A 23,827-nucleotide genomic window follows, 5' to 3' on the forward strand; every position below is an offset into this window, starting at 1 on the left:
GCCGAGGAGAACCCCGTGGGAGTGGCAGCCGCCAAGCGGGACCGTACGCATTATCTGTATCTGGCCGTGATCGCGGCTGTGGGCCTCGGCATCCTCGTGGGCTTCGTGGCCCCGGACGTCGCCGTCGAACTCAAGCCGATCGGCACCGGCTTCGTGAACCTGATCAAGATGATGATCTCGCCCATCATCTTCTGCACGATCGTGCTGGGCGTCGGTTCGGTGCGCAAGGCCGCCAAGGTCGGCGCGGTCGGCGGCCTCGCCCTGGGCTACTTCCTGGTGATGTCGACCGTCGCACTCGCCATCGGCCTGCTCGTCGGCAACCTCCTGGAGCCCGGCCAGGGCCTCCACCTCACCGAAGCGGTACGCGCCGCCGGTGAGAAGCAGGCGGCGGGCGCGAGCGAGTCCACCGTCGACTTCCTGCTCGGCATCATCCCGACGACGATGGTCTCCGCCTTCACCGGGGGCGAGGTGCTGCAGACCCTGCTCATCGCCCTCCTCGCGGGCTTCGCGCTCCAGGCCATGGGGTCGGCGGGCGAGCCGGTCCTGCGCGGCATCGGCCACATCCAGCGCCTGGTGTTCCGGATCCTCGCCATGATCATGTGGGTGGCCCCGGTCGGCGCGTTCGGCGCGATGGCGGCGGTGGTCGGCGAGACCGGGGTCGACGCGCTGAAGTCCCTCGCGATCATCATGGTCGGCTTCTACCTCACCTGCGCGATCTTCGTCTTCGTGGTGCTCGGCGCCATCCTGCGACTGGTCGCCGGGATCAACCTGCTGTCCCTGCTGAAGTATCTGGGCCGCGAATTCCTGCTGATCCTCTCGACCTCGTCGTCGGAGTCCGCCCTGCCCCGGCTCATCGCGAAGATGGAGCACCTGGGTGTCAGCAGGCCCGTCGTCGGCATCACCGTGCCGACCGGCTACTCCTTCAACCTCGACGGCACCGCGATCTACCTGACGATGTCCTCGCTCTTCATCGCGAACGCGATGGGCGACCCGCTCAGCGGCGGTGAGCAGGTCTCGCTGCTGCTCTTCATGATCGTCGCCTCGAAGGGTGCGGCCGGCGTCACCGGCGCGGGCCTCGCCACCCTCGCGGGCGGCCTCCAGTCGCACCGCCCCGGACTGGTCGACGGCGTCGGGCTGATCGTCGGCATCGACCGCTTCATGAGCGAGGCCCGCGCCATGACGAACTTCGCGGGCAACGCGGTGGCCACCGTCCTCGTCGGCACCTGGACCAAGGAGATCGACAAGGAGCGGATGGACCGGGTCCTCTCCGGCGCGCTCCCGTGGAACGACGAGATGCTCAACCAGGACGCCGGGCACGGCGACGGCACGGACAGCGTTCCGGAGCCGCGCGACGGCGACCGGGAGCCGGCAGCGGCGAAGGGCTAGTGTCTCCCGACCCCACCACACGGCCCAGGGCCGTCGCGGAACCCTCCGCGACGGCCCTGGGCCGTCTTCTGCCGCGCTTCCTCCTTGCCTTGACGTCGGCGTCAAGGTCTACGGTCGAGGGCATGCGAATCGGGGAGCTGGCCGAACGGGCCGGGACGACGACGCGGACCCTGCGGTACTACGAGTCACGTGGACTGCTGCCCGCGCGGCGGGCCGACAACGGGTACCGCGCGTACGACGAGGACGATCTGCGCCTCGTCCAGCAGATCCGGACCCTGCAGGACTTCGGGTTCGAACTGGAGGAGACCCGGCCGTTCGTCGAGTGCCTGCGCGCCGGCCACCCGGCCGGTGACGCCTGCCCCGCCTCGCTCGCCGTCTACCGGCGCAAGCTCGGCGAGCTCGACTCGCTCATCGAGCAGCTCCGGGCGGTACGCGCCCAGGTGGGCGCAGAGCTCGCGAGAGCCGAGATGGAGGCCGCGGCAGAACTTCCGGGCGGCCCGGAACCACGTTGTGAACTGGGAGGATGACAGATGATTCATGCGGCAGAGGGTGTGGCCGAGGTCACCGACACGACCTTCGACGCGGAGGTGCTCGGGGCCGACCTCCCCGTCCTGGTCCAATTCACCGCCGACTGGTGCGGCCCGTGCCGTCAGCTCGCCCCCGTCCTCGGCGCCGTCGCCGCCGAGGAGGCCGGACGCATCAAGATCGTCCAGATCGACGTCGACACCAGCCCCGGGATCGCGAGCAGGTACGCGGTGCTGGCGACGCCGACCCTGATGGTGTTCCGCTCAGGCGAACCCGTGAAGTCGATGGTGGGCGCCCGGCCCAAGCGCAAGCTGCTCCAGGAGTTGGAGGACGTGTTCGCGCCGGCGTGAGACGGGGCGTACGGCCGAACCCTTCCACGCGGGCCCTGTCGGGAACGGCGGACCTCGACCGGGGATCAGAGCAGCGCTCGGCACCAGTCGGCGGTGCCCAGCCTGCGGGTCTTCAGCGTGTCGAGGCGCCATTCGCCATGCTTCTTGACTGCGGTGTAGAGCCGCTCGGAACGAAACGGGTGGCCGAGTGGATCACGAACGAGGAGTTCGCATCTGTTGGGCTTGGGACAGTGGACGGAGTGGAGAGTCTCGCGTTCATCCACTTCTGTCGGTGTCCCGATGCTGTGCGGGCGGTAGGTGCGCGGGCGGACGCTGAGACAGGCCGACGCGAGTACGTCTCGCTCCGCACACAGCACGTTGAGGTCCCGGGTCCGATCGGCGAGGGCGGCCTGTTCCCACTTCGCCATCCGGAGGATGTAGCCGCGTACGACTGCGACAGGGTCGTCGTAGTCCACTCGGGCGGGGTCCACAGAAGGCCAGGAGAGAGCGGGCGGCTCTGCGACGGGTGGCGGGAGAACGGCGCCGGCTTCGATGAGCAGCCGATGAACATGGGCTGCCCCATCGGTGCTGTTCGATTCACAGTTCAGGGAGAGCGCATTCTGGCCGGAGCTGTCCGTGATGGCGACACACGCGGCGTGCTCAAGCAGGATGCGCACGGCGTCCGCGTGGCCCTGTTGGGACGCGAGCATGAGGGGAGTGCGAGCGAAGTCGCCATTGGCGCTGTCGACATCGGCACCGTGCGCAAGGAGCACCCGCACAAGATGCGTGTTCCCTTGTCCTGCGGCCCAGCCCAACGGCGTGAATCCGACGGCGGTGTCACGTGCCTCGATATCTGCGGACGCTGACAAGAGGACAGCGACCGTATCGAGGTGACCGCTTATGACCGCCTCAAGAAGGGGAGTTCTCCCCGTTCCCCGGGCACGCACGTCCACGTCGGACCGGGTCCGAACGAGCTTCCGCACGGATTCGGTGTCGCCGCTGCTGCTCGCGCGCAGAAGTGTCATTGTCGTGATCCTTGATCGAGAAGTTCTCCGCGATGCTGGGCATCGTAGGCCGATGCCCAGGCTCAGGCGCGTGTCAGGGGCGTTTGAGCATGCCCCGGAGTTCGGCGACGAGGCCGTGGACGTCCTCTTCCGCGTGGGCTCCCACGGGCTGCTTGCCCGTGGTGTCCGGGTCGGGTGTGCGGCAGGGGCGGCAGAGACCTTCGACGTATCCGGCGATGTAGCGCTCCCGCTCGGACAGCAGCATGAAGTCGTCGGCGCGCGGCGGGCGTTGGTCCGGTGCCGACCGCTTGCCGTAGCCGGGGCCGGCCTTCGCGTACGGGTGTGAGGGTGCGGGCGTACACAGGGCGGGGCTAGTGCCGCATCAGGCAACGTTCGCCCTGTCGGAGGCCCTGCCCGTCGACGGCTTCGGCCGCTGGCGATAATCGACCGATGAGTGCCATCGAACGCCCCTTGCCGCCCTTGAACGTCGACGAGCGCACCGTGCTCGAAAGCTGGCTTGACTTTCACCGCGCCACCCTCGCCATGAAGTGCGAGGGCCTGGACGACGGGCAGGCCGCCGTCGCGTCCGTGCCACCGTCCGGCTTCACCTTGACCGGCCTCGTCCAGCACATGGCAGAGGTGGAGCGGAACTGGTTCCGCCGAGTGTTCGCCGGAGAACAGGCCCCACCCATCTACGACCCGCAGGCCGACCCGTCTGCCCCCGACGGCGGCTTCGAACTGGCCGAGGGCGCCACACTGCACGACGCCCTCGCCACCTGGCAGGCAGAGATCGCCCGCGCCCGCGAGCTCTGCGCCGACCGTGCTCTGACCGACGCAGGCCGCTTCATGGAGCAGGACGTCAACCTCCGCTGGATCTACGTCCACATGATCGAGGAGTACGCCCGCCACAACGGCCACGCCGACCTGGTCCGGGAGCGCATCGACGGCACCACTGGCGTATGACGCCAGATCAGGTCGCGCCCGCCCTACTGTGAGTGACGTGCCGCCGGGTTCCGTGCCGGGCGGCGCGTCGTGCCAGGGTGCCCAGGTGGCTGAACGTGTGCGCGTGCGCGAGATCGATGACGACGAGGGGCAGCGGCTGCTGCGGATCATCCGCAGAGGCACCGGGTCGGTGGTGACCTGCGCCGGGCCCAGATGGTGCTGCTGTCCGCGCAGCGCATGGACGTGGTGAAGATCGCCGAGGTCACGTTCACCAGCGCCGACCGGGTCCGCGACGTGATCCACAACTTCAACGCCGATGGCTTCGCCTCGCTGTACCCGAAGTACAAGGGCGGCCGTCCAAAGACCTTCACCCTCCCGGAACGCCGCGAGATCAAGAAGACCGCCAAGTCCAAGCCGGCTGAGCACGGCCTGTCGTTCTCGACCTGGAGCCTGGCCAAGCTGGCCGACTTCCTGGTCGCCGAGGGGGTGGTCGACGACATCAGCCACGAGGGCCTTCGGGTCCTGCTCCGCGAGGAGGGCGTGTCCTTTCAACGCATAGAGACCTGGAAGACCTCCCTACATCCTCTGGCGAAACCGCCACAACACCCACGAACGCCTACGCCAAGTCATCGACAGGGCGAACGTTGCCTGATGCGGCACTAGAGTTCTCGGTAGCCACGAGATCGCTCGATTCGATCGTGGGGTGAGACCCCGGCCCGGTGCTGCTAACACCGTGTCGGGGTCGTTTCGTCGGGGGCAACGTAAGCAGCCGCGATCACGCGCCGCAAGCCGGTCAGGACCAGTCGTACTTGCTGGCCGTGACGGGCCCGGGAGGGCGGGGAGGTTTCCCCGAACCCCTTCTTTCACCTACCGGTTGACCAAAGAAGCTCGAATCCCGGAGCCCGGATCCCGACGCCCGGATCCCGAAGCTCAAGCGCCGGGCCCGGCTCCCTCTTCGTACCCACGAAAGAGTGAACCAGCCGGTCCCGGAGCTCGAACCCCGACCCTCGAAGCCCAGGTCTCGGATTCGCTCGGCCTTCATCACCGCGCGCAAGCCCCGAGTACCGAGCCTCGATCGCCCTGGCCTGGATGCTTTCCTTTTGGTGGGTATCTGAGAAATAAGTGGGCTCTTGGCGGGTGCGTCCACCGCGATGATCATGACGCGTATGACTACGCATACGAACCCCGCCACCGTCACCGTCATCGGCCTCGGCGCCATGGGCCGGGCCCTCGCCGGCGCGTTCCTGGACGCCGGCCACCGCACCACCGTCTGGAACCGGTCCCCGGGCAAGGGCGAAGAGCTCGTCACCCGGGGCGCGGTCCGGGCCGCTTCGGCCGAAGAGGCCGTACGGGCAAGTGAATTGGTGGTCGTCTGTGTCGTCGACCACGAGGCCTCGCGGCAGATCCTCGCCCCGTTGACGGACGCCCTCGCCGGGCGCGCCCTGGTCGACCTCACCTCCGACACCCCGGACCGGGTCCGCGCCTCCGCGGCCTGGGCCGAGGCGCATGCGCTCGACTACCTGGCGGGCGCGATCATGGTGCCGATCGAGGTGGTCGGCGGGCCGGAGGCGCTGATCTTCTTCTCGGGTTCGCGGTCCGCGTACGACCGGCACGAGGCCGTGCTCAAGGCGCTCGGCGCCAACGTCCCGTTCCTGGGGCCCGAGCACGCACTCGCCGCGGCCTACGACATGGCGATGCTGGACTTCTTCTACGGGAGCATGGCGGGGCTGGTCCACGCCTTCGCCATGGCCGGGGCGGAGAGCATTCCCGCTGCGGCCATCGCGCCGTATCTGCGGACCATCGTGGACATCCTGCCGCCCATCGTGGCCGGGACGGCGGTCGACATCGATGCGAAGCGGTACGACGGGGCGGGAGCCAATCTCGCCATGATGACCGCCGGTGTCGATCACGTGCTGCACGCGGCCGCCGGCAGGGGCCTGGACACGTCCCAGCTGGAGGCGATCAAGGCCGTCTCCGACCGTGCCATCGCCAAGGGGCACGGCGCCGACTCCTGGGCGAGCACGGTCGAGGCGCTCCGGGGCTGAGCGCGCGGACGCGGCGGGGGCGCGCGGCCGCAGGACGGTCGCGCGCCCCTCCCCGTTCGGTTCACACCGGCTTGAACCAGACCGTCGCCAGCGGTGGCAGCGTCAGCAGAATGCTGCCGGGGCGGCCGTGCCAGGTGACCGGTTCGGACTTCAGCGGTCCGCGATGGCGCACGTCGCTGCCGCCGTACCGCGCGGCGTCCGTGTTGAGAACCTCCGCCCATGCGACCTGGTCACCGAGGACGTCCGGGACGCCGATGCGGTACTCGTGCCGCACCACGGGGGAGAAATTGCTGACGGCGAGCAGCGGCGAACCGTGCTTGTCGTAGCGCAGGAAGGCGAAGGTGTTGTCCTCGGCCGCACCGCCGTCCACCCAGTCGAAGCCCCCCGGGTCGGTGTCGCGCTGCCAGAGGGCCGGGGTCGCGCCGTACACCGCGTTCAGGTCACCGACCAGGGTGCGTACGCCCCGGTGGTCGCCCTCCGCCTCGTACGAGGGGTCGAGCAGCCACCAGTCCGGGCCGTGCCCCTCCGACCACTCCCCGCCCTGGGCGAACTCCTGGCCCATGAACAGGAGTTGCTTGCCCGGGTGGGCCCACATGAAGCCGAGGTACGCCCGGTGGTTGGCGCGCCGCTGCCACCAGTCGCCCGGCATTTTGCTGACCAGGGCCTGCTTCCCGTGCACCACCTCGTCGTGCGAGATCGGCAGGACGTAGTTCTCGCTGTACGCGTACACCATCGAGAAGGTCATCTCGTCGTGGTGGTACTTGCGGTGCACCGGCTCCTTCGACACGTACTGCAGGGAGTCGTGCATCCAGCCCATGTTCCACTTCAGCCCGAAGCCGAGCCCGCCGAAACCGTCGGGGCCGACGACATGGGTGGCGCGTGTGACGCCGTTCCAGGCGGTGGACTCCTCGGCGATCGTGACGACGCCCGGATTGCGCCGGTAGACGGTGGCGTTCATCTCCTGGAGGAAGGCGACGGCGTCCAGGTTCTCCCGGCCACCACGCTCGTTCGGCGACCACTCCCCGCTCTCGCGCGAGTAGTCGAGATAGAGCATCGAGGCGACGGCGTCGACCCGCAGGCCGTCGACGTGGAACTCCTCGCACCAGTAAGTGGCGTTGGCCACCAGGAAGTTGCGCACTTCCGTGCGCCCGTAGTCGAACTCCAGCGTGCCCCAGTCAGGGTGTGCCGCACGCGACGGGTCGGAGTGCTCGTACAGCGGGCGGCCGTCGAACTCCGCGAGCGCCCAGTCGTCGCGCGGGAAGTGCGCCGGCACCCAGTCGACGATGACACCGATTCCGGCCCGGTGCAGCGCGTCGACGAGGAAGCGGAAGTCGTCCGGTGTGCCCATGCGCGAGGTCGGTGCGTAGAAGCCGGTGACCTGATAGCCCCAGGAGCCGCCGAAGGGATGCTCGGAGACCGGCATCAGCTCCACATGTGTGAACCCCAGGTCCTTGACGTACGAGGGGAGCTGCTCGGCCAGTCGACGATACGTCAGGCCGGGTCTCCAGGAGGGCAGATGCACCTCGTACACGGAGAACGGCGCCTCGTGCACCGGTACGTCCCTGCGGTGCGCCATCCACTCCTGGTCCCGCCACTCGTGGTGCGAGGCCGTCACGATCGAGGCGGTGGCGGGCGGCACCTCGGCACGGCGGGCCATCGGGTCGGCGCGTTTGGTGTGCGAACCGTCCGGGCGGCAGATGTCGAACTTGTAGAGCGTGCCCTCCCCGATCCCGGGCAGGAACAGCTCCCACACCCCCGAGGAGCCGAGCGAACGCATCGGGAAGCCGGTGCCGTCCCAGTAGTTGAAGTCCCCGATGACCCGCACACCGCGGGCGTTGGGGGCCCAGACGGTGAACCGGGTGCCGACGACGCCCTGATGTTCCATGGGCTGCGCGCCGAGGGCCGTCCACAGCTCCTCGTGCCGTCCCTCGCCGATCAGATGCAGATCGAGGTCGCCGAGGGCGGGCAGGAAGCGGTACGGGTCCTGCACCTCGGTCTCGTCGTCCTCGTAGACGACCAGGAGCCGGTACTCGGGAACGGAGGTCATCGGCAGCAGGCCCGAGAAGAGACCGTCGCCGTCGTCGTGCAGCCGGGCCCGCAACCCCTTGGCCAGGACGGTCACGGATCGTGCGCACGGGCGCAGCACCCGGAAAGTCACACCGCCGCGCACGGGATGGGCGCCGAGCAGGTCGTGCGGGGCGTGGTGCTCGCCAAAGAGCAGCCTGCCCCGGTCGGCGGCGTCGAGGGGGCGTGCCCGGCGCACTCCCTGGCTGCCGGCGGCTTCCCGGGGGCGCGACGGCGCGGCACCGGTGGCCCGCTCGGCCGCCGGCTGCGTCCGCTCGGCACGGTCGCCGGACGCGGCCGGAGCGGCAGGGACGGCGGCGGCGGATGCGTCGGAGGCGGCCGGGGACGCCGTCCTCGCCGTTGTCGGCGGCCGGACTTGGCGGACCTCGGGTTCGGTGGGGGCGGGCGTCGTGCGGGACGGCTTGCGGGCGGTCACGGGGACAGCCTCCTCGGAGGTGTTGTCGGGGCGGAACGGGGCGGCGTGGGCACGGGGCCGTGCGGGGGAGCGGGGCGGCGACGGCGGGACCGCGAACGGGCGGGCGGCACCCGGGCCGTCAGTCGGCGACGGCGGCCAGGCGGTGGATCGCCGCCATCGGGACCGGAAGCCAGTCGGGCCGGTGCCGTGCCTCGTACAGCACCTCGTAGACCGCCTTGTCGGTCTCGTGGGCGCGCAGCAGCTCCGGTTCGCTGCGCGGGTCGACCCCCGCGGCCCCGGCGTACCCGTCGCAGTAGGCGGTCCGGCAGCGCGCCGCCCACTCGGCGTTCCACGGGCGGTGCGAGCGGGCCGCGTAGTCGAAGGAGCGGAGCATGCCGGCGATGTCGCGCACCGGGGGCTGCGGCCGGCGGCGCTCGGACAGCGGTCGGGCCGGTTCGCCCTCGAAGTCGATCAGTGACCAGAAGCCGTCGGCCGCGCGCAGGGTCTGGCCGAGGTGGAGATCTCCGTGGACCCGCTGTGCCGCCCAGCCGTGGCCCCGGTGTCCCAGCGCGGCCACCGCGTCGAAGGCGGTGCGCAGTCCGGGGACGTACGGCGCGAGTGCCGGTACCGCCTGCGCGGCGGCCTCCAGCCTGTGGACCATCGCGGCGGCGAGATGCTCGGTCTGGGCGCGGCGCAGGGCGGGCGTCGGCAGGGCGGCGGCGAGCGCGGTGTGCACCTCGGCGGTGGCCCGGCCCAGTGCGTGGGCCTCGCCGGTGAAGTCGCGGCCCGCGGCCAGGGCGCGCAGGGCGAGCTGCCAGCCGTCCTCCGCGCCGCGCAGGAACGGCTGCAGCACACCGAGGGTGAGCGGTTTCGGTGCGCTGGCCTCGAACCAGGCGACGGGGGCGGGCACCCGTCCGCAGCCCTCGCGGGCGAGCGCGAGCGGCAGTTCCAGATCCGGGTTGGTGCCCGGGAAGATCCGGCGGAAGATCTTGAGGATGTAGGCATCGCCGAAGACGAGCGAGGTGTTGGACTGCTCGGTGTCGAGCATGCGCGGTGCGAGCGGTGCGGTGATGGGGGCGCCGCCCCGGTCGAAGTGCAGGACGCCGAGGGTGCCCGGGGTGCGGAAGCGCTCCAGCAGGAGTGCGGCGAGACGCGGGTCGTGCAGGCCCTCGTAGACGGTGCGGCCCGCGAGAGGCCCGTCCGTCACATGGCCGATGAGCGCGGGCGCCAGCCGGGCCGGCAACGCGGCCCTTACGCCGAGCAGCAGTTGGTAGCAGTCGTCCGGTGACTGGGCGGGCATGGACGGCTGGTGGGCCCGGACCAGCAGATGCAACAGCCCGGCCCCGGACCGGACGCCCGCGGAATCGGTGTCCACCGGCAGTATTTCGGTCGCCGACACCAGCGAGAACGCGGTGATCGGCTGCCCCTTGCCCGCGAACCACCGCTGCCTGGGCAGCCATTCGTGCAGCAGGGGAGCGAGAGACGGGAGCAGGGCTGTGCTGGCGGCAGCCAGGGCGACCCGAGTGGAGGCAGCCTCCGACATGGCATCGCGTCCTTTCCCCGGGCACACCACAGGATGCGAAGAGTGTCCCGGATTGCGGCAATAGCTGTCCGGCTGTGCGGGACGTGTCGGGTCAGGATGGTCCGTACGGACTCGACTCGAAGGGATCGAAACGCCGGAGGGGGCCCGGAAGAGACCGGAAGCGCTCGATACGGGGGAGAGGGTGCCCCGTGCGGGGCGGCGGAAACCGCCCCGCGGTGGGTGGTGCGCGGTGGCGCAGGGTCAGCTCGGCGGCGCGTCCTTGCGCAGTCGGAACCAGTAGAAACCGTGTCCCGCGAGAGTCAGCAGGTAGGGCCACTGCCCGATGGCCGGGAACCGCACCCCGCCGATCAGCTCCACCGGATGACGCCCGTCGTACGACCGCAGATCGAGCTCCGTGGGCTGCGCGAACCGCGAGAAGTTGTGCACGCACAGCACGAGATCGTCCCCGTGCTCCCGGGTGAAGGCGAGCACGGCCGGGTTCGACGAGGGCAGTTCGTTGAACGAGCCGAGCCCGAAGGCATGGTTCTGCTTGCGGATCTCGATCATCCGTCGCGTCCAGTGCAGCAGCGACGACGGCGAGGCCATCGACGCCTCGACATTGGTGACTTGGTAGCCGTAGACCGGATCCATGATGGTGGGCAGGTAGAGCCGCCCGGGATCACTGGAGGAGAATCCGGCGTTGCGGTCGGGCGTCCACTGCATCGGCGTGCGCACGGCGTCCCGGTCGCCCAGCCAGATGTTGTCGCCCATCCCGATCTCGTCCCCGTAGTAGAGGATCGGGGAACCGGGCAGGGACAGCAGCAGCGCGGTGAACAGCTCGATCTGGTTGCGGTCGTTGTCGAGCAGGGGGGCCAGCCGCCGCCGGATACCGATGTTGGCCCGCATCCGCGGATCCTTGGCGTACTCCGCGTACATGTAGTCGCGCTCTTCGTCCGTGACCATTTCGAGGGTGAGCTCGTCGTGGTTGCGCAGGAAGATGCCCCACTGGCAGTTCTTCGGGATCGCCGGGGTCTTCGCCAGGATTTCGGAGACCGGGTAGCGGCTCTCGCGCCTGACGGCCATGAAGATCCGGGGCATCACGGGGAAGTGGAACGCCATGTGGCACTCGTCGCCGCCGGCCTGGAACTCGCCGAAGTAGTCGACGACGTCCTCCGGCCACTGGTTGGCCTCGGCGAGCAGCACGGTGTCCGGGTAGTGCGCGTCGATCTCCTTGCGGACCCGCTTGAGGAAGTCGTGCGTCTCCGGGAGGTTCTCGCAGTTGGTGCCCTCGCGCTGGTACAGGTACGGCACGGCGTCCACGCGGAATCCGTCGATGCCGAGGTCCAGCCAGAAGCGCAGCGCGGAGATGATCTCCTCCTGCACCGCCGGGTTCTCGTAGTTGAGGTCGGGCTGGTGGGAGAAGAACCGGTGCCAGTAGTACTGCTTGCGGACCGGGTCGAAGGTCCAGTTGGACGTCTCAGTGTCGACGAAGATGATCCGGGCGTCCGGGAACTGCTTGTCGTCGTCGGCCCAGACGTAGTAGTCGCCGTACGGCCCCTCCGGGTCGGACCGGGACTGCTGGAACCAGTCGTGCTGATCGCTCGTGTGGTTCATGACGAAGTCGATGATCACGCGCATCCCGCGCTGGTGCGCGGCGTCGACGAACTCCACGAAGTCGGCCAGATCGCCGAACTCCGGCAGCACGGCGGTGTAGTCGGAGACGTCGTAGCCGCCGTCGCGCAGCGGCGACTTGAAGAACGGCGGCAGCCAGAGGCAGTCGACACCGAGCCACTGCAGGTAGTCCAGCTTGGCGGTGATGCCCTTGAGGTCGCCGATGCCGTCGCCGTTGGAGTCCTGGAAGGACCGGACGAGGACCTCGTAGAACACGGCGCGCTTGAACCAGTCGGGATCGCGGTCCTTGGCCGGGGTGTCCTCGAACGTGTCGTGGACGGGCTCATTGACGATCATGGTGTGGGTGACCCTCCGGTCGGCGGGGACGGTCGCAGGACGACGATGTGTGCGGGCGTGACGCCCGGCTCCAGGCGCACATAGAAGGTCCTGCCCCAGTGATAGGTGTCGCCGGTGAGCTCGTCGCGCACCGGCACGCTCTCGTGCCGGTCGAGGCCGAGTCGCGGCATGTCCAACGAGACCGTGGCCTCCTGGGTGTGGTGCGGGTCGAGGTTGACGACCACCAGAACGGTGTTCGAACCCGCGCGCTTGCTGTACGCGATCAGCGCGTCGTTGTCGACGGAGTGGAAGTGCACGTCGCGCAGTTGCTGCAGCGCCGGGTGACGGCGCCTGATGCGGTTGAGCCGGGTGATGAGCGGAGCCAGCGAGCGGCCCTCGCGCTCCGCCGACTCCCAGTCCCTGACCCGGATCTCGTACTTCTCCGAGTCGAGGTACTCCTCGCTGCCGGGACGGACCGGAGTGTTCTCGCACAGTTCGTAGCCCGCGTACACACCCCAGGCCGGGGAGAGCGTCGCGGCGAGAACGGCTCGTGCCTCGAAGGCCGGACGGCCCCCGTCCTGGAGATGACCGGGCAGGATGTCCGGGGTGTTCACGAAGAAGTTGGGCCGCATGTAGGAGGCGGTCGCGCCCGACAGTTCCGTGACGTAATCGGTGATCTCCTGTTTGCTGTTGCGCCAGGTGAAATACGTGTACGACTGCTGGAAGCCGATGGCGGCGAGCGCATGCATCATCGCGGGCCGGGTGAATGCCTCGGCCAGGAAGATCACATCAGGGTCGGTCCGGTTGATTTCAGCGATCACCTTCTCCCAGAAGACCACCGGTTTGGTGTGCGGATTGTCCACGCGGAAGACACGCACCCCGTGATCCATCCAGAAGCGCAGAATGCGAACGCTCTCCTCGACCAGTCCATCCAGATCCTTGTCGAAGGCGATCGGATAGATGTCCTGGTATTTCTTCGGCGGATTCTCGGCGTAGGCGATCGTGCCGTCCGCACGATGGTGGAACCATTCGGGATGCTTCTCCACCCAGGGATGGTCGGGAGAACACTGGAGCGCGAAATCCAACGCGATCTCCATGCGCAGGGTGCGGGCGGTGGCGACGAAATGATCGAAGTCGTCGAGGGTGCCGAGATCGGGATGGACGGCGTCGTGGCCACCCTCGGCCGAGCCGATCGCCCAAGGCACGCCCACGTCATGGGGGGCGGGGAAGAGCGAGTTGTTGGGGCCCTTGCGATGGGTGGTTCCGATGGGATGGATGGGTGGCAGATAGACGACGTCGAAACCCATGGCGGCGACCGCGGGCAGCCGCTCGGCGGCTGTGCGGAAGGTGCCGCTGACGATCCTCTCCGGGCGGGCGGCCGCCGCCTTTCCCGCCCTGCCCTTCCCGGCCGCTGCGGCCCGCCCGGCCGGTTCGACCCTGGCCCCCTCCGAGCGGGGGAACAGCTCGTACCAGGAACCGAACAGGGCCCGTCGGCGCTCGACCACCAGAGGGAGCGGGGGAGCGGCGGTGACCAGTTCGCGCAGGGGGTGACGGGTGAGGGCGGCCCGCGCCTCGGGGGCGAGCGCCGCGGCCAACCGGGCGGCGGCCGGGCGGGACTCGTCGCGCAGCGCGTCGGCGGCGGCCAGCACCGCCTCGCGCCCGTCCCGCTTGGGTACGCCCTTGGCGGCCCGTTCGTACAGTGCGGCGCCCTCCGCCAGGACGAGCCCGGTGTCGCTCCCCGCCGGGATCTTGATCTCGGCGTGCTGCCGCCAGGTGGCGAGCGGATCGCTCCAGGCCTCGACCGTATACGTCCAGTGCCCCTCGGAGTCCGGGGTGACGTCGGCGCCCCAGCGGTCGGTGCCGGGCGCGAGTTCGCGCATCGGCGTCCAGGGGCCGGGCCGCCCGGCCGGATCCAGCAGCACCACATTGGCGGCGACGGCGTCATGGCCCTCGCGGAAGACGGTCGCGGTGACCTGGAAGGTCTCACCGGCAACGGCCTTGGCGGGCCTTCTGCCGCAGTCGACGAGGGGACGGACGTCGAGTACGGGAATGCGACCGATCATGGAATCACCTGGGGACTGGGGTTCGGGCTGAACGGGGCGCGACACGGCCGCGGTGCGCGGAATTCGCGCACCGCGAACGATGGGGTCCGTCCTTTCTAGCTGCTCCGTTGACGGCTGACGGGGTGTGGGCATGGCCGCTCCTGTCCGCATTCACTCGAATGGCACTCGAATGGCTGGGTGCGGATGTGTTTCGCGGAGGTAAACCGGATGGGCGCCGGTCCCGCAGGTGCTTCGCATTCATGCTGCATTCGGGCGGCATTCGCGTGCTGTCGGGATGTGCTCGGAGTGTGTACCGAAGAAGCCTTCCCACAGTTCTCGGGGGGCCAATCCGGTGGTGTGTCAACTACTCGCGCGTATCCGCGACGACCTGAATGCGCCGAGGACCGCCCCGCGTGCGCGGGCTCACCGGTGCTCTTCCGGACGCCACTGGGCAGCTTTCTCCTTGGTGTGAAGTGCCACAAGACCGAACGAGGGAAGGGAATCGGCCATTACCTGTGTGACCGGTGTGCCTCGACGGGGCGAGAGGGGCCCCAGGGTGCGAATGAGGCGGGGTGGGTGGGGCACGGGGCGGGCAGCGCGGAGATCGCCCCGGAGCAGAGGCCGTGCGGGCGCCCCGTCCGGCGGCACACGCCGTGAGCCGTTCGCGCGCCGTGGCTGCGGAGTGCGGCCCACCGTTAACGTCGGGGGTGACGGAGAGACGCACCCCGTGGTGCGTCCCGTCGGATTCGTACGTCCCCTGTAAAGGTGGAATGCGTGAAGGCCATTCGTCGATTCACCGTGCGTCCCGTTCTCCCCGATCCCCTTCGACCGCTCAGCGACCTCGCCCGCAATCTGCGCTGGTCCTGGCACACCGAGACCCGTGAGCTCTTCCGGGCCGTCGACCCCCAGGTGCGGCGGACGGCGGAGTGCGACCCCGTCCGGCTGCTCGGTGCCGTGTCCGCCGGACGGCTCGCCGAGCTGGCCCGGGACGAGCAGTTCCTGCACCGGCTGACCGAGGTCTTCGCCGACCTCCGGGACTATCTGGACGGGCCCAGGTGGTACCAGGAACAGCTGGCCCGAGGGGCCGGGCTCCCGGCCGCCGTCGCGTACTTCTCACCCGAGTTCGGCGTGACCGCCGCGCTGCCCCAGTACTCCGGCGGCCTCGGCATCCTCGCCGGCGACCATCTGAAGGCCGCCAGCGATCTGGGCGTGCCTCTCATCGGGGTCGGCCTGCTCTACCGGCACGGCTACTTCCGCCAGAGTCTGTCCCGCGACGGCTGGCAGCAGGAGCACTATCCCGTACTCGATCCGAACGAGCTCCCGCTCACCTTGATGCGCGAGGCCGACGGCACCCCCGGCCGGGTGGTGCTCACGCTTCCCGGCGGCCGTTCGCTGCACGCCCACATCTGGCAGGCCCAGGTGGGGCGCGTACCACTGCTGATGCTCGACTCCGATGTGGAGGAGAACGCGCCGGGCGAGCGCGAGGTGACCGACCGGCTGTACGGCGGTGGCAGCGAGCACCGGCTGCTCCAGGAGATGCTCCTCGGCATCGGCGGCGTACGGGCCGTGCGGACGTACTGCCGCCTCACGGGACATCCCGCGCCGGAGGTGTTCCACACCAACGAGGGGCACGCCGGCTTCCTCGGACTCGAACGCATCCGTGAACTCTCCGCCAGTGGACTGGACTTCGACTCCGCGGTGGAGTCGGTGCGGGCCGGCACGGTCTTCACCACCCACACACCCGTGCCCGCCGGGATCGACCGGTTCGACCGCGAGCTGGTCGCCCGGCACTTCGGGGACGACGGCGAGCTCCTGGGCGTGAGTGCCGAACGCATCCTGCAACTGGGCATGGAGACCTACCCGGGCGGCGAACCACGGCTCTTCAACATGGCGGTGATGGGGCTGCGGCTCGCCCAGCGGGCCAACGGGGTCTCGACCCTCCACGGCTCGGTCAGCCGGGAGATGTTCGCCGGGCTGTGGCCGGGCTTCGACGCGGCGGAGGTGCCGATCACCTCGGTGACCAACGGCGTCCACGCACCCACGTGGGTCGCACCCGAGGTTCTCCGGCTGCGCAACCGGTACGGCGGCACCCCGGGGCGCTGGGACTCCGCCGCCGACATCCCGGACCGGGAGATCTGGGACCTGCGGCGGCACCTGCGCGGACAGCTGGTCGCCGAGGTGCGCGAGCGGCTCCACGCCTCCTGGCGCACCCGGGGTGCGGAACCGGCCGAACTCGGCTGGATCGACGGCGTCCTGGACCCGGACGTGCTGACGATCGGCTTCGCCCGGCGGGTGCCCTCGTACAAGCGGCTGACGCTGATGCTGCGCGACCGCGACCGGCTGCGGGCACTGCTGCTCCACCCGGACCGCCCGGTCCAGATCGTCGTCGCAGGCAAGGCCCACCCCGCCGACGACAGCGGAAAGCGGCTGGTCCAGGAGCTGGTGCGGTTCTCCGACGATCCCCGGGTGCGCCATCGCATCGTGTTCCTGCCGGACTACGGGATGGCCATGGCGCAGAAGCTCTACCCGGGCTGCGACGTCTGGCTCAACAACCCGCTGCGGCCTCTGGAGGCCTGTGGTACGAGCGGCATGAAGGCCGCGCTCAACGGCTGCCTCAACCTCTCGGTCCTGGACGGCTGGTGGGACGAGTGGTTCGAGCCGGACTTCGGATGGGCGATCCCCACGGCCGACGCTCTGGCCCTGGACGAGGACCGCCGTGACGACCTGGAGGCGGGCGCCCTCTACGAACTCATCGAGGACCGGGTCGCTCCGCGCTTCTACGACCGGGGCGGCGACGGGCTCCCCGAGCGCTGGATCGAGATGGTCCGCCGCACGGTGGGCACCCTCGGGCCCAAGGTTCTGGCGGGGCGCATGGTGTCCGAGTACGTGGAGCGGCTGTACGCGCCCGCCGCACGCGCCCAGCGGGCACTGGATCCCGGCACCGCGCGGCAGCTCGCCGGCTGGAAGGCCAGGGTCCGCGCCGCGTGGCCGCGGGTCGCCGTCGACCATGTGGAGGCCGTGGCGCCCGACGCCGCGGGCGGCTCGGCCGAGCTGGGCTCGGCGCTGGTGGTGCGGGTCAGGATCGCCCTCGGGGTACTGGAGCCGGACGACGTGGAGGTGCAGGCGGTGGCCGGCCGGGTGGACGCGGCCGACGGGATCTCGGACGCGCAGACGTTTCCGCTGAAGCCTGTCGGAGGCCAGGACCTGGAGGGACGCTGGCTGTACGAGGGACCGCTGGCCCTCGACCGCACCGGGCCGTACGGCTACACGGTGCGGGTGCTCCCCACGCATCCGCTCCTGGCCACCGGTGCGGAACTCGGCCTGGTGGCACTGCCCGCGGAGACGATGGGGGACGGCGCGGGCCTGGTGATGCGCTGACGCGCCTGATTCCGGACCCGGCACCCCCGTGGTGCCGGGGGGCATCGCCATGACCAACACCCAGGCACTCACCGAGCAGCAGCGGCCCGCCGGGTCCAACAACCTGCTCGTCGCCCGGGAGACCCTGACCCACGCGGACAACCCCGAGTGACTGTTGCCCGCCGCGCACAGGGAAACGCCCGGGAGGAGCGAGAGCTCCTCCCGGGCGGTCGTTGCCGGATCAGGCCCGGCTCCGGGTTCAGAAGGTCAGCTTGAAGCTGTTGATCTTGCCGGTGTCGCCCGTGTAGACGTCCTGGACCTTGAGGCTCCAGGTGCCGTTCGCCGCCACGGCCGAGGCGTTGACCGTGTAGGTGGTCTGGACGTTGGCGGCCGAGTCGGAGATCGAGGAGTTCTTCAGCCGGTAAGTCGTCCCGTTCGGGGCGACGAGGTCGATGACCAGGTCACCGCGCCAGCTGTGGGTGATGTCCACGCCGACCTTGAGGGTGCTGGGGGCGTTGCCGGTGATACCGGTGACGTTGACCGAGCTGGTGACGGCCGCACCGCGGTCCGGGATGGCGATCGGGGTGGTGTTCTCGAAGACCTTGCCGCCCGGGTCCGGGTTGCCGCCGCCGTCACGGGTGCCGACGTTGATGCCGGCCCAGGCGTCGCCGACGGCCTTGTACTCGGCGCTGGTCGTGCCGTACAGCTCACCGGCCGCGGCGAGGGTGCCGGTGCGGGCCGCCGCGTAGTTCGTGGTGGAGGTGAACTTGGTGGTGAGCGCCTTGAACCAGATCTGCGCGGCCTTGTCGCGGCCGATGCCGGTCACCGGCAGGCCGTCGGAGGTCGGCGAGTCGTAGTTGACGCCGTTGATGGTCTTGGCGCCGCTGCCCTCGGAGAGCAGGTAGAAGAAGTGGTTCGCCGGACCCGAGGAGTAGTGGACGTCGACGTTGCCGATGCCCGAGTACCACGCGTCCTTGGACGCGCCGTCCTTGCTCGGCTTGTCCATGTAGCGCAGCGGGGTGCCGTCGCCGTTGATGTCGATCTTCTCGCCGATGAGGTAGTCGCCCTTGTCGCTGGCGTTGTTGGCGTAGAACTCGACCGCGGTGGCCATGATGTCGCTGGTCGCCTCGTTGAGACCACCGGACTCACCGCTGTACACCAGGGCCGCGGTGGCGGCGGTGACGCCGTGCGTCATCTCGTGCGCGGCCACGTCGAGGGCGGTCAGCGGGTTCGCGTTGCCGCTGCCGTCGCCGTACGTCATGCAGAAGCAGCTGTCCTGCCAGAAGGCGTTGACGTAGTTGTTGCCGTAGTGGACGCGGGAGTACGCGCCGACGCCGTCGCCCCGGATGCCGGTGCGTCCGTGGACGTTCTTGTAGTAGTCCCAGGTCTCCGCCGCGCCGTAGTGCGCGTCGGCGGCGGCCGTCTCGGCGTTCGACGGGGAGCCGTTGCCCCAGACGTCGGTGGAGTTGGTGAACAGCGTCCCGGTTCCGGAGGAGCCGTGGTTCAGGTTGTACGTCTTGTGGTTGCCGCGGCCGGTGTCGGTCAGCGTGTACGACGGCGCGGTGCCGAGGGTGACCTGGCCGCTGTACTCGGTGTTGCCGACGCCGTTCTCGACCGCCTGCCACTCGTACAGCTTCGCGCCGGAGGTCGCGTCCGTGATGACGTGCAGCTCGTTGGGGGTGCCGTCCTTCTGGAGGCCGCCGACGACGGTCTCGTAGGCGAGCTGCGGCTTGCCCTGGGCCATCCAGACCACCTTGCGGGGCGCCCGGTCGGCCTCGGTCTTCTTGGAGCCGTCGGCCCTGGCGAGGCCGAGCGCCTGCTTCTCGGCCGCGGCGGGGGCGACGTCGGCCTTCGTGTCCACGGCCTTCAGCGTGTTGCTGCTGACGGTGGACGCCTTGGTGACGCTCTCGGTCGCGCCGGCCTTGGACGCCTCGACGACCAGGTCGCCTCCGAGCACCGGGAGTCCGGCGAGGGTGCGCTCGTAACGCGTGTGCGTGGTGCCGTCGTTGTCCTGGACGACGTCCCGGACGACGAGCTTCTCCTGCGAGCCGAGACCGAGCTCCTTGGCCGTGGCCGCCTTGGTCGCGTCGGCCTCACGGATCAGCTCGGCACGCTGGGACGGGGTCAGCTGCTTGGCCATTGCACCGTGCTTGGCGCCGGCGGTCGCCGCCGCTGCCGCGGTGGTGCCGGGGGTGGCGGTGGCCGTACCGGTCTGGACGCCGACGGCGAGGAGGGCTGCTGCGGCTATCAGAGCGCCGGTCGCGGTGGCACGACGGCTGGGCGTGGATCTCACGCGGACTCCTTCTGCGAGGGGGGTACCGGCGGCAGGGCGTGCCGTCCGGGGTGAGCGAGAAGTGCGCAGAACGGGGTGAAGAGTGTCAGCCGGAGGACGGTCCTGTCAGGACCGCGTCAACAAGTTGGCCGGAAGTCGTTCGTTGCCGTAAAGGTCATGTTCGTTAAGCGGACGTTTCACCGATCATCACCGCGATGCCGTCCAGCGTGCGTCGCAGCCCGAATTCGAAGAGTGAGTCCAGGTCGAGCTCGAACTCATCGTGTTCGAACAGCGAGTTGAGGAACGGGTAGTCGCCGCTGGCCGAGATGGCATCGAACTGTGGCTCATTTCTTACCATCCATTGCGCGGCGGACAGCCCGGTGTCCTGCCGTGCCTGTGTCTCCATGTCGCCGGCCATGGCCAGTCCCTGGACGTGGGCGAAAAGGGTGAGATGGATGTGCAGCTTCGTGTACGCCGGCAGCCCGGTGCCCGCGAGGGCGCGCAGCACCCACTCCGTGTACCGCATCGCGTGCGGGGACGCGGTGGGCCGGGTGAAGGAAGCCACGGCCTGTGCCATCCACGGATGGCGCCCGTACACCGACCGCAGCCACCGGGCGGCGAGTTCCAGCCCCGGCCGCCAGTCACGGGGCGCGGCGCCCAGCGGTCGTTCCCCGAAGACCTCGTCGGACATCAGCCGGACCAGCTCGGTCTTGCCCGGCACATGGCGGTACAGCGCCATGGTGGAGGTGGACAGAGTGGTCGCGACCCGGCGCATGGACACTGCGGGAAGCCCCTCGGCGTCGGCCAGTTCGATGGCGGTGCGCACGATCCGCTCACGGCTCAGGGCGGGGCCGGACCCCGCGCCGACGACCCCCGGAGCGGGACGCTCGGCGACGACCGTGCCGACCCCCGGCACCGCCCGTACGAGGCCCTCGTGGCGCAGCACCGACAGCGCCTTGGTGGCGGTCGCCATGGCGACACCCCGCTCCCGGACGATCGCACGGGTGGACGGCAGCCTGTCGCCCGGGGCGAGTTCGCCGGAGACGATCCGGCGACGGAGCTCACCGGCGATCCTGAGGTAGGGCGGTTCGGTCTGCACGGGTGCACTGTACTAGTGCACCAGAACCGGCGTACGCCCCGTCAACTCCAGCTATCCGATGGGAAGTGCGCGAGCGACGGGAGGTGTACTACGGCGGTGTTTGCGGTGTACGCGGTGAGGCTGCTGTGCTCCCCGCATGACCTCAGGACCAGACAGCCCGGCCGTACCCGTATCCGCCCCGGCCACCGATGCGCCCGAGCCCGCGGCCCCGCGCGCCGGACGCCGTGAATGGACCGCGCTCGGCGTGCTGATGCTGCCGCTGCTCTTCGTGTCGATGGACGTCTCCATCCTCTTCTACGCCCTGCCGGCCATCGGCGCGGACCTCGAACCCGGCTCCACCCAGCAACTGTGGATGCTCGACATGTACGGTTTCGTCCTCGCCGGGCTCCTCATCACCATGGGCGCACTCGGGGACCGCATCGGCCGCCGGACCGTACTGATCAGCGGCACGGTGCTCTTCGCCGCGGCCTCGGTCGCCGCCGCCTACGCCCAGTCCCCGGGGCAGCTGATCGCCGCGCGGGCGCTCCTCGGTGTGGGCGGCGCCTGTCTGATGCCGTCCACCCTCGCCCTCGTCCGCAACCTCTTCCACGACCAGCGACAGCGCTCCGGGGCGGTCGCCCTGTGGACGACCGTGATGGCCACCGGTGTCTCCTTCGGACCGGTCGTCAGCGGCGCGCTCCTCGAACACTTCTGGTGGGGGGCCGTCTTCCTCGTCAACCTGCCCGCGATGGCACTGCTGCTCGTCCTCGCACCGCTGCTGCTGCCGGAGTCCAAGGCGCCCACCCGGGGCAGGTTCGACATCCTGGGCGCGGTGCTCTCGCTCGCCGCGCTGCTGCCGCTGATCCACGGCATCAAGGAGCTGGCCAAGCACGGATACCGACCCCTGCCGGCCCTCGGCGTCACCGTCGGCCTCGCCCTGGGCCTCGTCTTCCTCCGCCGGCAGGCCCGCCTCGCCCACCCCATGGTCGACCTCGCGCTCCTGCGCCGACGCGCCTTCGGGGGATCGGTCCTCGTCAACCTGCTGGCCATGGGGGCGACCGTCGGATTCGCCGCGTTCTTCTCCCAGTACGTGCAGTCCGTCCTGGGCAAGAGCCCCTTCGAGGCGGCGATGTGGAGCCTCGTGCCCTCCCTCGGCGTCGTGGTGGCCGCCCCGGTGGGCGGGGCGCTCGCCCGGCGCTTCGACCGCGGGTACGTCATGAGCGGCGGGTTCCTCGTCTCCGCCGCGGGCTTCCTCTCGCTCACCGGGATCGGGACGGACTCACCGCTGTGGATGACACTCGCCGGGTCGGCCGTCTACGCGGGCGGGCTGGTCTCCGCGATGACGCTCGCCAATGAACTCGCCCTCGGTGCCGCGCCGCCCGAGCAGGCGGGCTCCGCCGCCGCCGTCCTCGAATCGGGTCAGGAACTCGGCGGCGCCCTGGGGATGGCGCTGCTCGGTTCGGTCGGCGCCGCCGTGTACGGCCGGGACATGCGCGGCACCGAGACCTCCGTGCCCGAGGCCGCGCGCGAGACGCTGTCCGGCGCGGTCGCGGTGGCCCGGCAGCTTCCGCACCAGCTCCGGGACACGGTCCTGCCCACCGCGTACCGGGCCTTCACCCACAGCATGAACACGGCCGCGGCGGGAGCCGCCCTCGCGATGGCCGGTGCCGCCGTGCTCTCCATCGCCCTGCTCAGGGGCACGGGGTCCGCACCGGCCGGTGAAGCGGGCGGCGGCACACCTGCCGAGGAGCAGCACCGGCGGCGGTGAAGCGGCGTCGCCCCGGGGGCGGGGCCGGGCGTGTCAGCGGGTGGTGAGCACCATCCGGAAACGGGCGGCGCCGGACATCATCTTCCGGTACGCCTCGTCGACCGCGTCCAGCGGCACGGTCTCGGTCATCGGGCGGATTCCGTGCAGGGCGCTGAACGCCAGGGTGTCCTGCACGTCCTGCGCGGTGCCCGACGCGTGGCCCCGGACGACCTTGCCGCTCATGATCAGCTGGGCCGGGCTGATGGCCAGCGGTTCAGGGTCCACGCCGATGACCACCAGCTCCCCACGCGGGGAGAGTCCGTCCACCGTCGCCGAGATCGCCTCGGAGTTGGCCGCGGTGGCGAGGACCGCCTTGGCGCCGCCGAGGGCCTGCAGCGCGTCCGCGACGGGGGTGTCCGCCGTGCTGTCGACGTAGTGGTGCGCGCCGAGCTCCTTGGCGAAGTCGGCCTTGGCGGCTCCGCGGGCGATGGCCACGGTCTCGAAGCCCATCGCGGCCGCGTACTGCACCCCCAGATGTCCGAGGCCGCCGATGCCGAGCACGGCGACCAGGTCACCCGGCCGGGCGGAGCTGCGCCGCAGCCCGTTGTACGTGGTCACCCCCGCGCAGGCCATGGGTGCCGCATCCGCCGCCGCCAGTGCGTCGGGGATCCGGGCCAGGGAGTCCACCGGCGCGACCACCGTTTCGGCATAACCCCCGTCGTACGCCCACCCGGGCACCTTCAGATACCGGCACACCACGAAGTCGCCCTGCCTGCAGGGCGTGCAGTGGCCGCAGCTGCCGCCGAACCAGCCCACCGCCACCCGGTCGCCCACCTGCCAGGCGTTCTCCGCTCCCGCGCCGAGCTCCTCGATCCGCCCGGCGATCTCATGCCCGGGGACCACCGGAAACCGCACGCCCGGGAGCCCGCCGTTCACGAAGAGGGAGTCGCTGTGACAGACACCGCAGGCCTCCACGGCCACCCGTACGTGGCCGGGTCCGGGCTGCGGCACCTCGCGTTCGACGATCTCGAACGGACCACCGGCGGTGGCGACCTGCGCGGTTCGATAGACGCTCATCTGGATCTCTCCGGGTCATGGGCGGACGCCCCCCCCGGATCCAGCAGACCAGCTCCGCCCCGGTCACGCGCGGCG

Annotated in this window: 15 protein-coding genes and 2 pseudogenes; 8 read left to right on the top strand and 9 right to left on the bottom strand. The window is 70.2% G+C overall.

Annotation, left to right across the window (positions count from 1 at the left end; genetic code table 11):
* Nucleotides 1–15: 15 nt before the first annotated feature.
* The 3 genes from ACIQCZ_RS06375 (at nucleotide 16) to trxA (ending at nucleotide 2,261) form a co-directional block, all read left to right on the top strand.
* Nucleotides 16–1,386 (top strand): cation:dicarboxylate symporter family transporter, encoded by a 1,371-nt coding sequence (locus ACIQCZ_RS06375; RefSeq protein ID WP_376560065.1) that lies wholly within the window; start codon nucleotides 16–18, stop codon nucleotides 1,384–1,386.
* A gap of 122 nt (nucleotides 1,387–1,508) precedes the next feature.
* A complete protein-coding gene (locus ACIQCZ_RS06380) occupies nucleotides 1,509–1,913 on the top strand; it encodes a MerR family transcriptional regulator (RefSeq protein ID WP_402280089.1) in 405 nt (134 codons plus the stop codon).
* A 3-nt stretch (nucleotides 1,914–1,916) separates the two neighbouring features.
* Nucleotides 1,917–2,261 (top strand): thioredoxin, encoded by a 345-nt coding sequence (trxA, locus tag ACIQCZ_RS06385; RefSeq protein WP_402280090.1) that lies wholly within the window; start codon nucleotides 1,917–1,919, stop codon nucleotides 2,259–2,261.
* A gap of 65 nt (nucleotides 2,262–2,326) precedes the next feature.
* Here trxA and ACIQCZ_RS06390 read toward each other — a convergent pair whose 3' ends face one another.
* Nucleotides 2,327–3,265: an ankyrin repeat domain-containing protein gene (locus tag ACIQCZ_RS06390; protein WP_402280091.1), complete on the bottom strand. Its 939-nt coding sequence runs from the start codon at nucleotides 3,263–3,265 to the stop codon at nucleotides 2,327–2,329.
* A gap of 193 nt (nucleotides 3,266–3,458) precedes the next feature.
* Nucleotides 3,459–3,608, bottom strand: a pseudogene (locus ACIQCZ_RS06395) (MarR family transcriptional regulator); the annotation flags it as partial.
* Nucleotides 3,609–3,694: 86 nt separating this feature from the next.
* Here ACIQCZ_RS06395 and ACIQCZ_RS06400 point away from each other — a divergent pair.
* From ACIQCZ_RS06400 to ACIQCZ_RS06410, 3 genes and pseudogenes are all read left to right on the top strand, one after another.
* Complete coding sequence (locus tag ACIQCZ_RS06400; protein ID WP_402280093.1) at nucleotides 3,695–4,207, top strand: DinB family protein; 513 nt, start codon at nucleotides 3,695–3,697, stop codon at nucleotides 4,205–4,207.
* 85 nt (nucleotides 4,208–4,292) lie between these two features.
* A pseudogene (locus ACIQCZ_RS06405) lies at nucleotides 4,293–4,771 on the top strand (transposase); the annotation flags it as partial.
* A 581-nt stretch (nucleotides 4,772–5,352) separates the two neighbouring features.
* Nucleotides 5,353–6,231, top strand: coding sequence for an NAD(P)-dependent oxidoreductase (locus tag ACIQCZ_RS06410; RefSeq protein ID WP_402280095.1), 879 nt, complete (start codon nucleotides 5,353–5,355; stop codon nucleotides 6,229–6,231).
* Between the two features lie 61 nt (nucleotides 6,232–6,292).
* On the opposite strand, the gene glgB is transcribed toward ACIQCZ_RS06410, so the two are convergent.
* The 4 genes from glgB to ACIQCZ_RS06430 all read right to left on the bottom strand — a co-directional run bounded on the left by glgB (nucleotide 6,293) and on the right by ACIQCZ_RS06430 (nucleotide 14,242).
* Nucleotides 6,293–8,731 carry a 1,4-alpha-glucan branching enzyme gene (glgB, locus tag ACIQCZ_RS06415; RefSeq protein WP_402280097.1) on the bottom strand — a complete coding sequence of 813 codons (2,439 nt, stop codon included), beginning with the start codon at nucleotides 8,729–8,731 and terminating at the stop codon, nucleotides 6,293–6,295.
* Nucleotides 8,732–8,849: 118 nt separating this feature from the next.
* Entirely contained in the window at nucleotides 8,850–10,253 is a 1,404-nt protein-coding gene (locus ACIQCZ_RS06420; RefSeq protein WP_402280098.1) for a maltokinase, read from the bottom strand.
* Between the two features lie 240 nt (nucleotides 10,254–10,493).
* On the bottom strand, nucleotides 10,494–12,200 hold the full coding sequence (gene treS / locus ACIQCZ_RS06425) for a maltose alpha-D-glucosyltransferase (RefSeq protein WP_351074694.1): 1,707 nt from the start codon (nucleotides 12,198–12,200) through the stop codon (nucleotides 10,494–10,496).
* A complete protein-coding gene (locus tag ACIQCZ_RS06430; protein ID WP_402280099.1) occupies nucleotides 12,197–14,242 on the bottom strand; it encodes an alpha-1,4-glucan--maltose-1-phosphate maltosyltransferase in 2,046 nt (681 codons plus the stop codon). Before ACIQCZ_RS06430 ends, treS begins: the two co-directional genes overlap by 4 nt.
* A gap of 753 nt (nucleotides 14,243–14,995) precedes the next feature.
* Here ACIQCZ_RS06430 and glgP point away from each other — a divergent pair.
* Nucleotides 14,996–17,599: an alpha-glucan family phosphorylase gene (gene glgP, locus ACIQCZ_RS06435; RefSeq protein ID WP_402280100.1), complete on the top strand. Its 2,604-nt coding sequence runs from the start codon at nucleotides 14,996–14,998 to the stop codon at nucleotides 17,597–17,599.
* 238 nt (nucleotides 17,600–17,837) lie between these two features.
* On the opposite strand, the gene ACIQCZ_RS06440 is transcribed toward glgP, so the two are convergent.
* On the bottom strand, nucleotides 17,838–19,871 hold the full coding sequence (locus tag ACIQCZ_RS06440; protein ID WP_402280102.1) for a M4 family metallopeptidase: 2,034 nt from the start codon (nucleotides 19,869–19,871) through the stop codon (nucleotides 17,838–17,840).
* Between the two features lie 163 nt (nucleotides 19,872–20,034).
* Nucleotides 20,035–20,949, bottom strand: a complete 915-nt coding sequence (locus ACIQCZ_RS06445; protein ID WP_402280104.1) for a TetR/AcrR family transcriptional regulator C-terminal domain-containing protein — start codon at nucleotides 20,947–20,949, stop codon at nucleotides 20,035–20,037.
* Nucleotides 20,950–21,085: 136 nt separating this feature from the next.
* On the opposite strand from ACIQCZ_RS06445, the gene ACIQCZ_RS06450 reads away from it, so the two are divergent.
* On the top strand, nucleotides 21,086–22,696 hold the full coding sequence (locus ACIQCZ_RS06450; protein WP_402280106.1) for an MFS transporter: 1,611 nt from the start codon (nucleotides 21,086–21,088) through the stop codon (nucleotides 22,694–22,696).
* 33 nt (nucleotides 22,697–22,729) lie between these two features.
* Here the strand turns inward: ACIQCZ_RS06450 and ACIQCZ_RS06455 are convergent, their stop codons facing one another.
* Nucleotides 22,730–23,752 (bottom strand): alcohol dehydrogenase, encoded by a 1,023-nt coding sequence (locus tag ACIQCZ_RS06455; RefSeq protein WP_351074685.1) that lies wholly within the window; start codon nucleotides 23,750–23,752, stop codon nucleotides 22,730–22,732.
* Nucleotides 23,753–23,827: the final 75 nt, after the last annotated feature.

This window comes from Streptomyces sp. NPDC093149, assembly GCF_044754145.1.
GTDB lineage: Bacteria > Actinomycetota > Actinomycetes > Streptomycetales > Streptomycetaceae > Streptomyces.

Coding starts and splice junctions, on each gene's coding strand:
- ACIQCZ_RS06380 (WP_402280089.1), top strand. CDS start 1,509: ATGCGAATCGGGGAGCTGGCCGAACGGGCCGGGACGACGACGCGGACC.
- trxA (WP_402280090.1), top strand. CDS start 1,917: ATGATTCATGCGGCAGAGGGTGTGGCCGAGGTCACCGACACGACCTTC.
- ACIQCZ_RS06390 (WP_402280091.1), bottom strand. CDS start 3,265: ATGACACTTCTGCGCGCGAGCAGCAGCGGCGACACCGAATCCGTGCGG.
- ACIQCZ_RS06400 (WP_402280093.1), top strand. CDS start 3,695: ATGAGTGCCATCGAACGCCCCTTGCCGCCCTTGAACGTCGACGAGCGC.
- ACIQCZ_RS06410 (WP_402280095.1), top strand. CDS start 5,353: ATGACTACGCATACGAACCCCGCCACCGTCACCGTCATCGGCCTCGGC.
- ACIQCZ_RS06420 (WP_402280098.1), bottom strand. CDS start 10,253: ATGTCGGAGGCTGCCTCCACTCGGGTCGCCCTGGCTGCCGCCAGCACA.
- treS (WP_351074694.1), bottom strand. CDS start 12,200: ATGATCGTCAATGAGCCCGTCCACGACACGTTCGAGGACACCCCGGCC.
- ACIQCZ_RS06430 (WP_402280099.1), bottom strand. CDS start 14,242: ATGATCGGTCGCATTCCCGTACTCGACGTCCGTCCCCTCGTCGACTGC.
- ACIQCZ_RS06450 (WP_402280106.1), top strand. CDS start 21,086: ATGACCTCAGGACCAGACAGCCCGGCCGTACCCGTATCCGCCCCGGCC.
- ACIQCZ_RS06455 (WP_351074685.1), bottom strand. CDS start 23,752: ATGAGCGTCTATCGAACCGCGCAGGTCGCCACCGCCGGTGGTCCGTTC.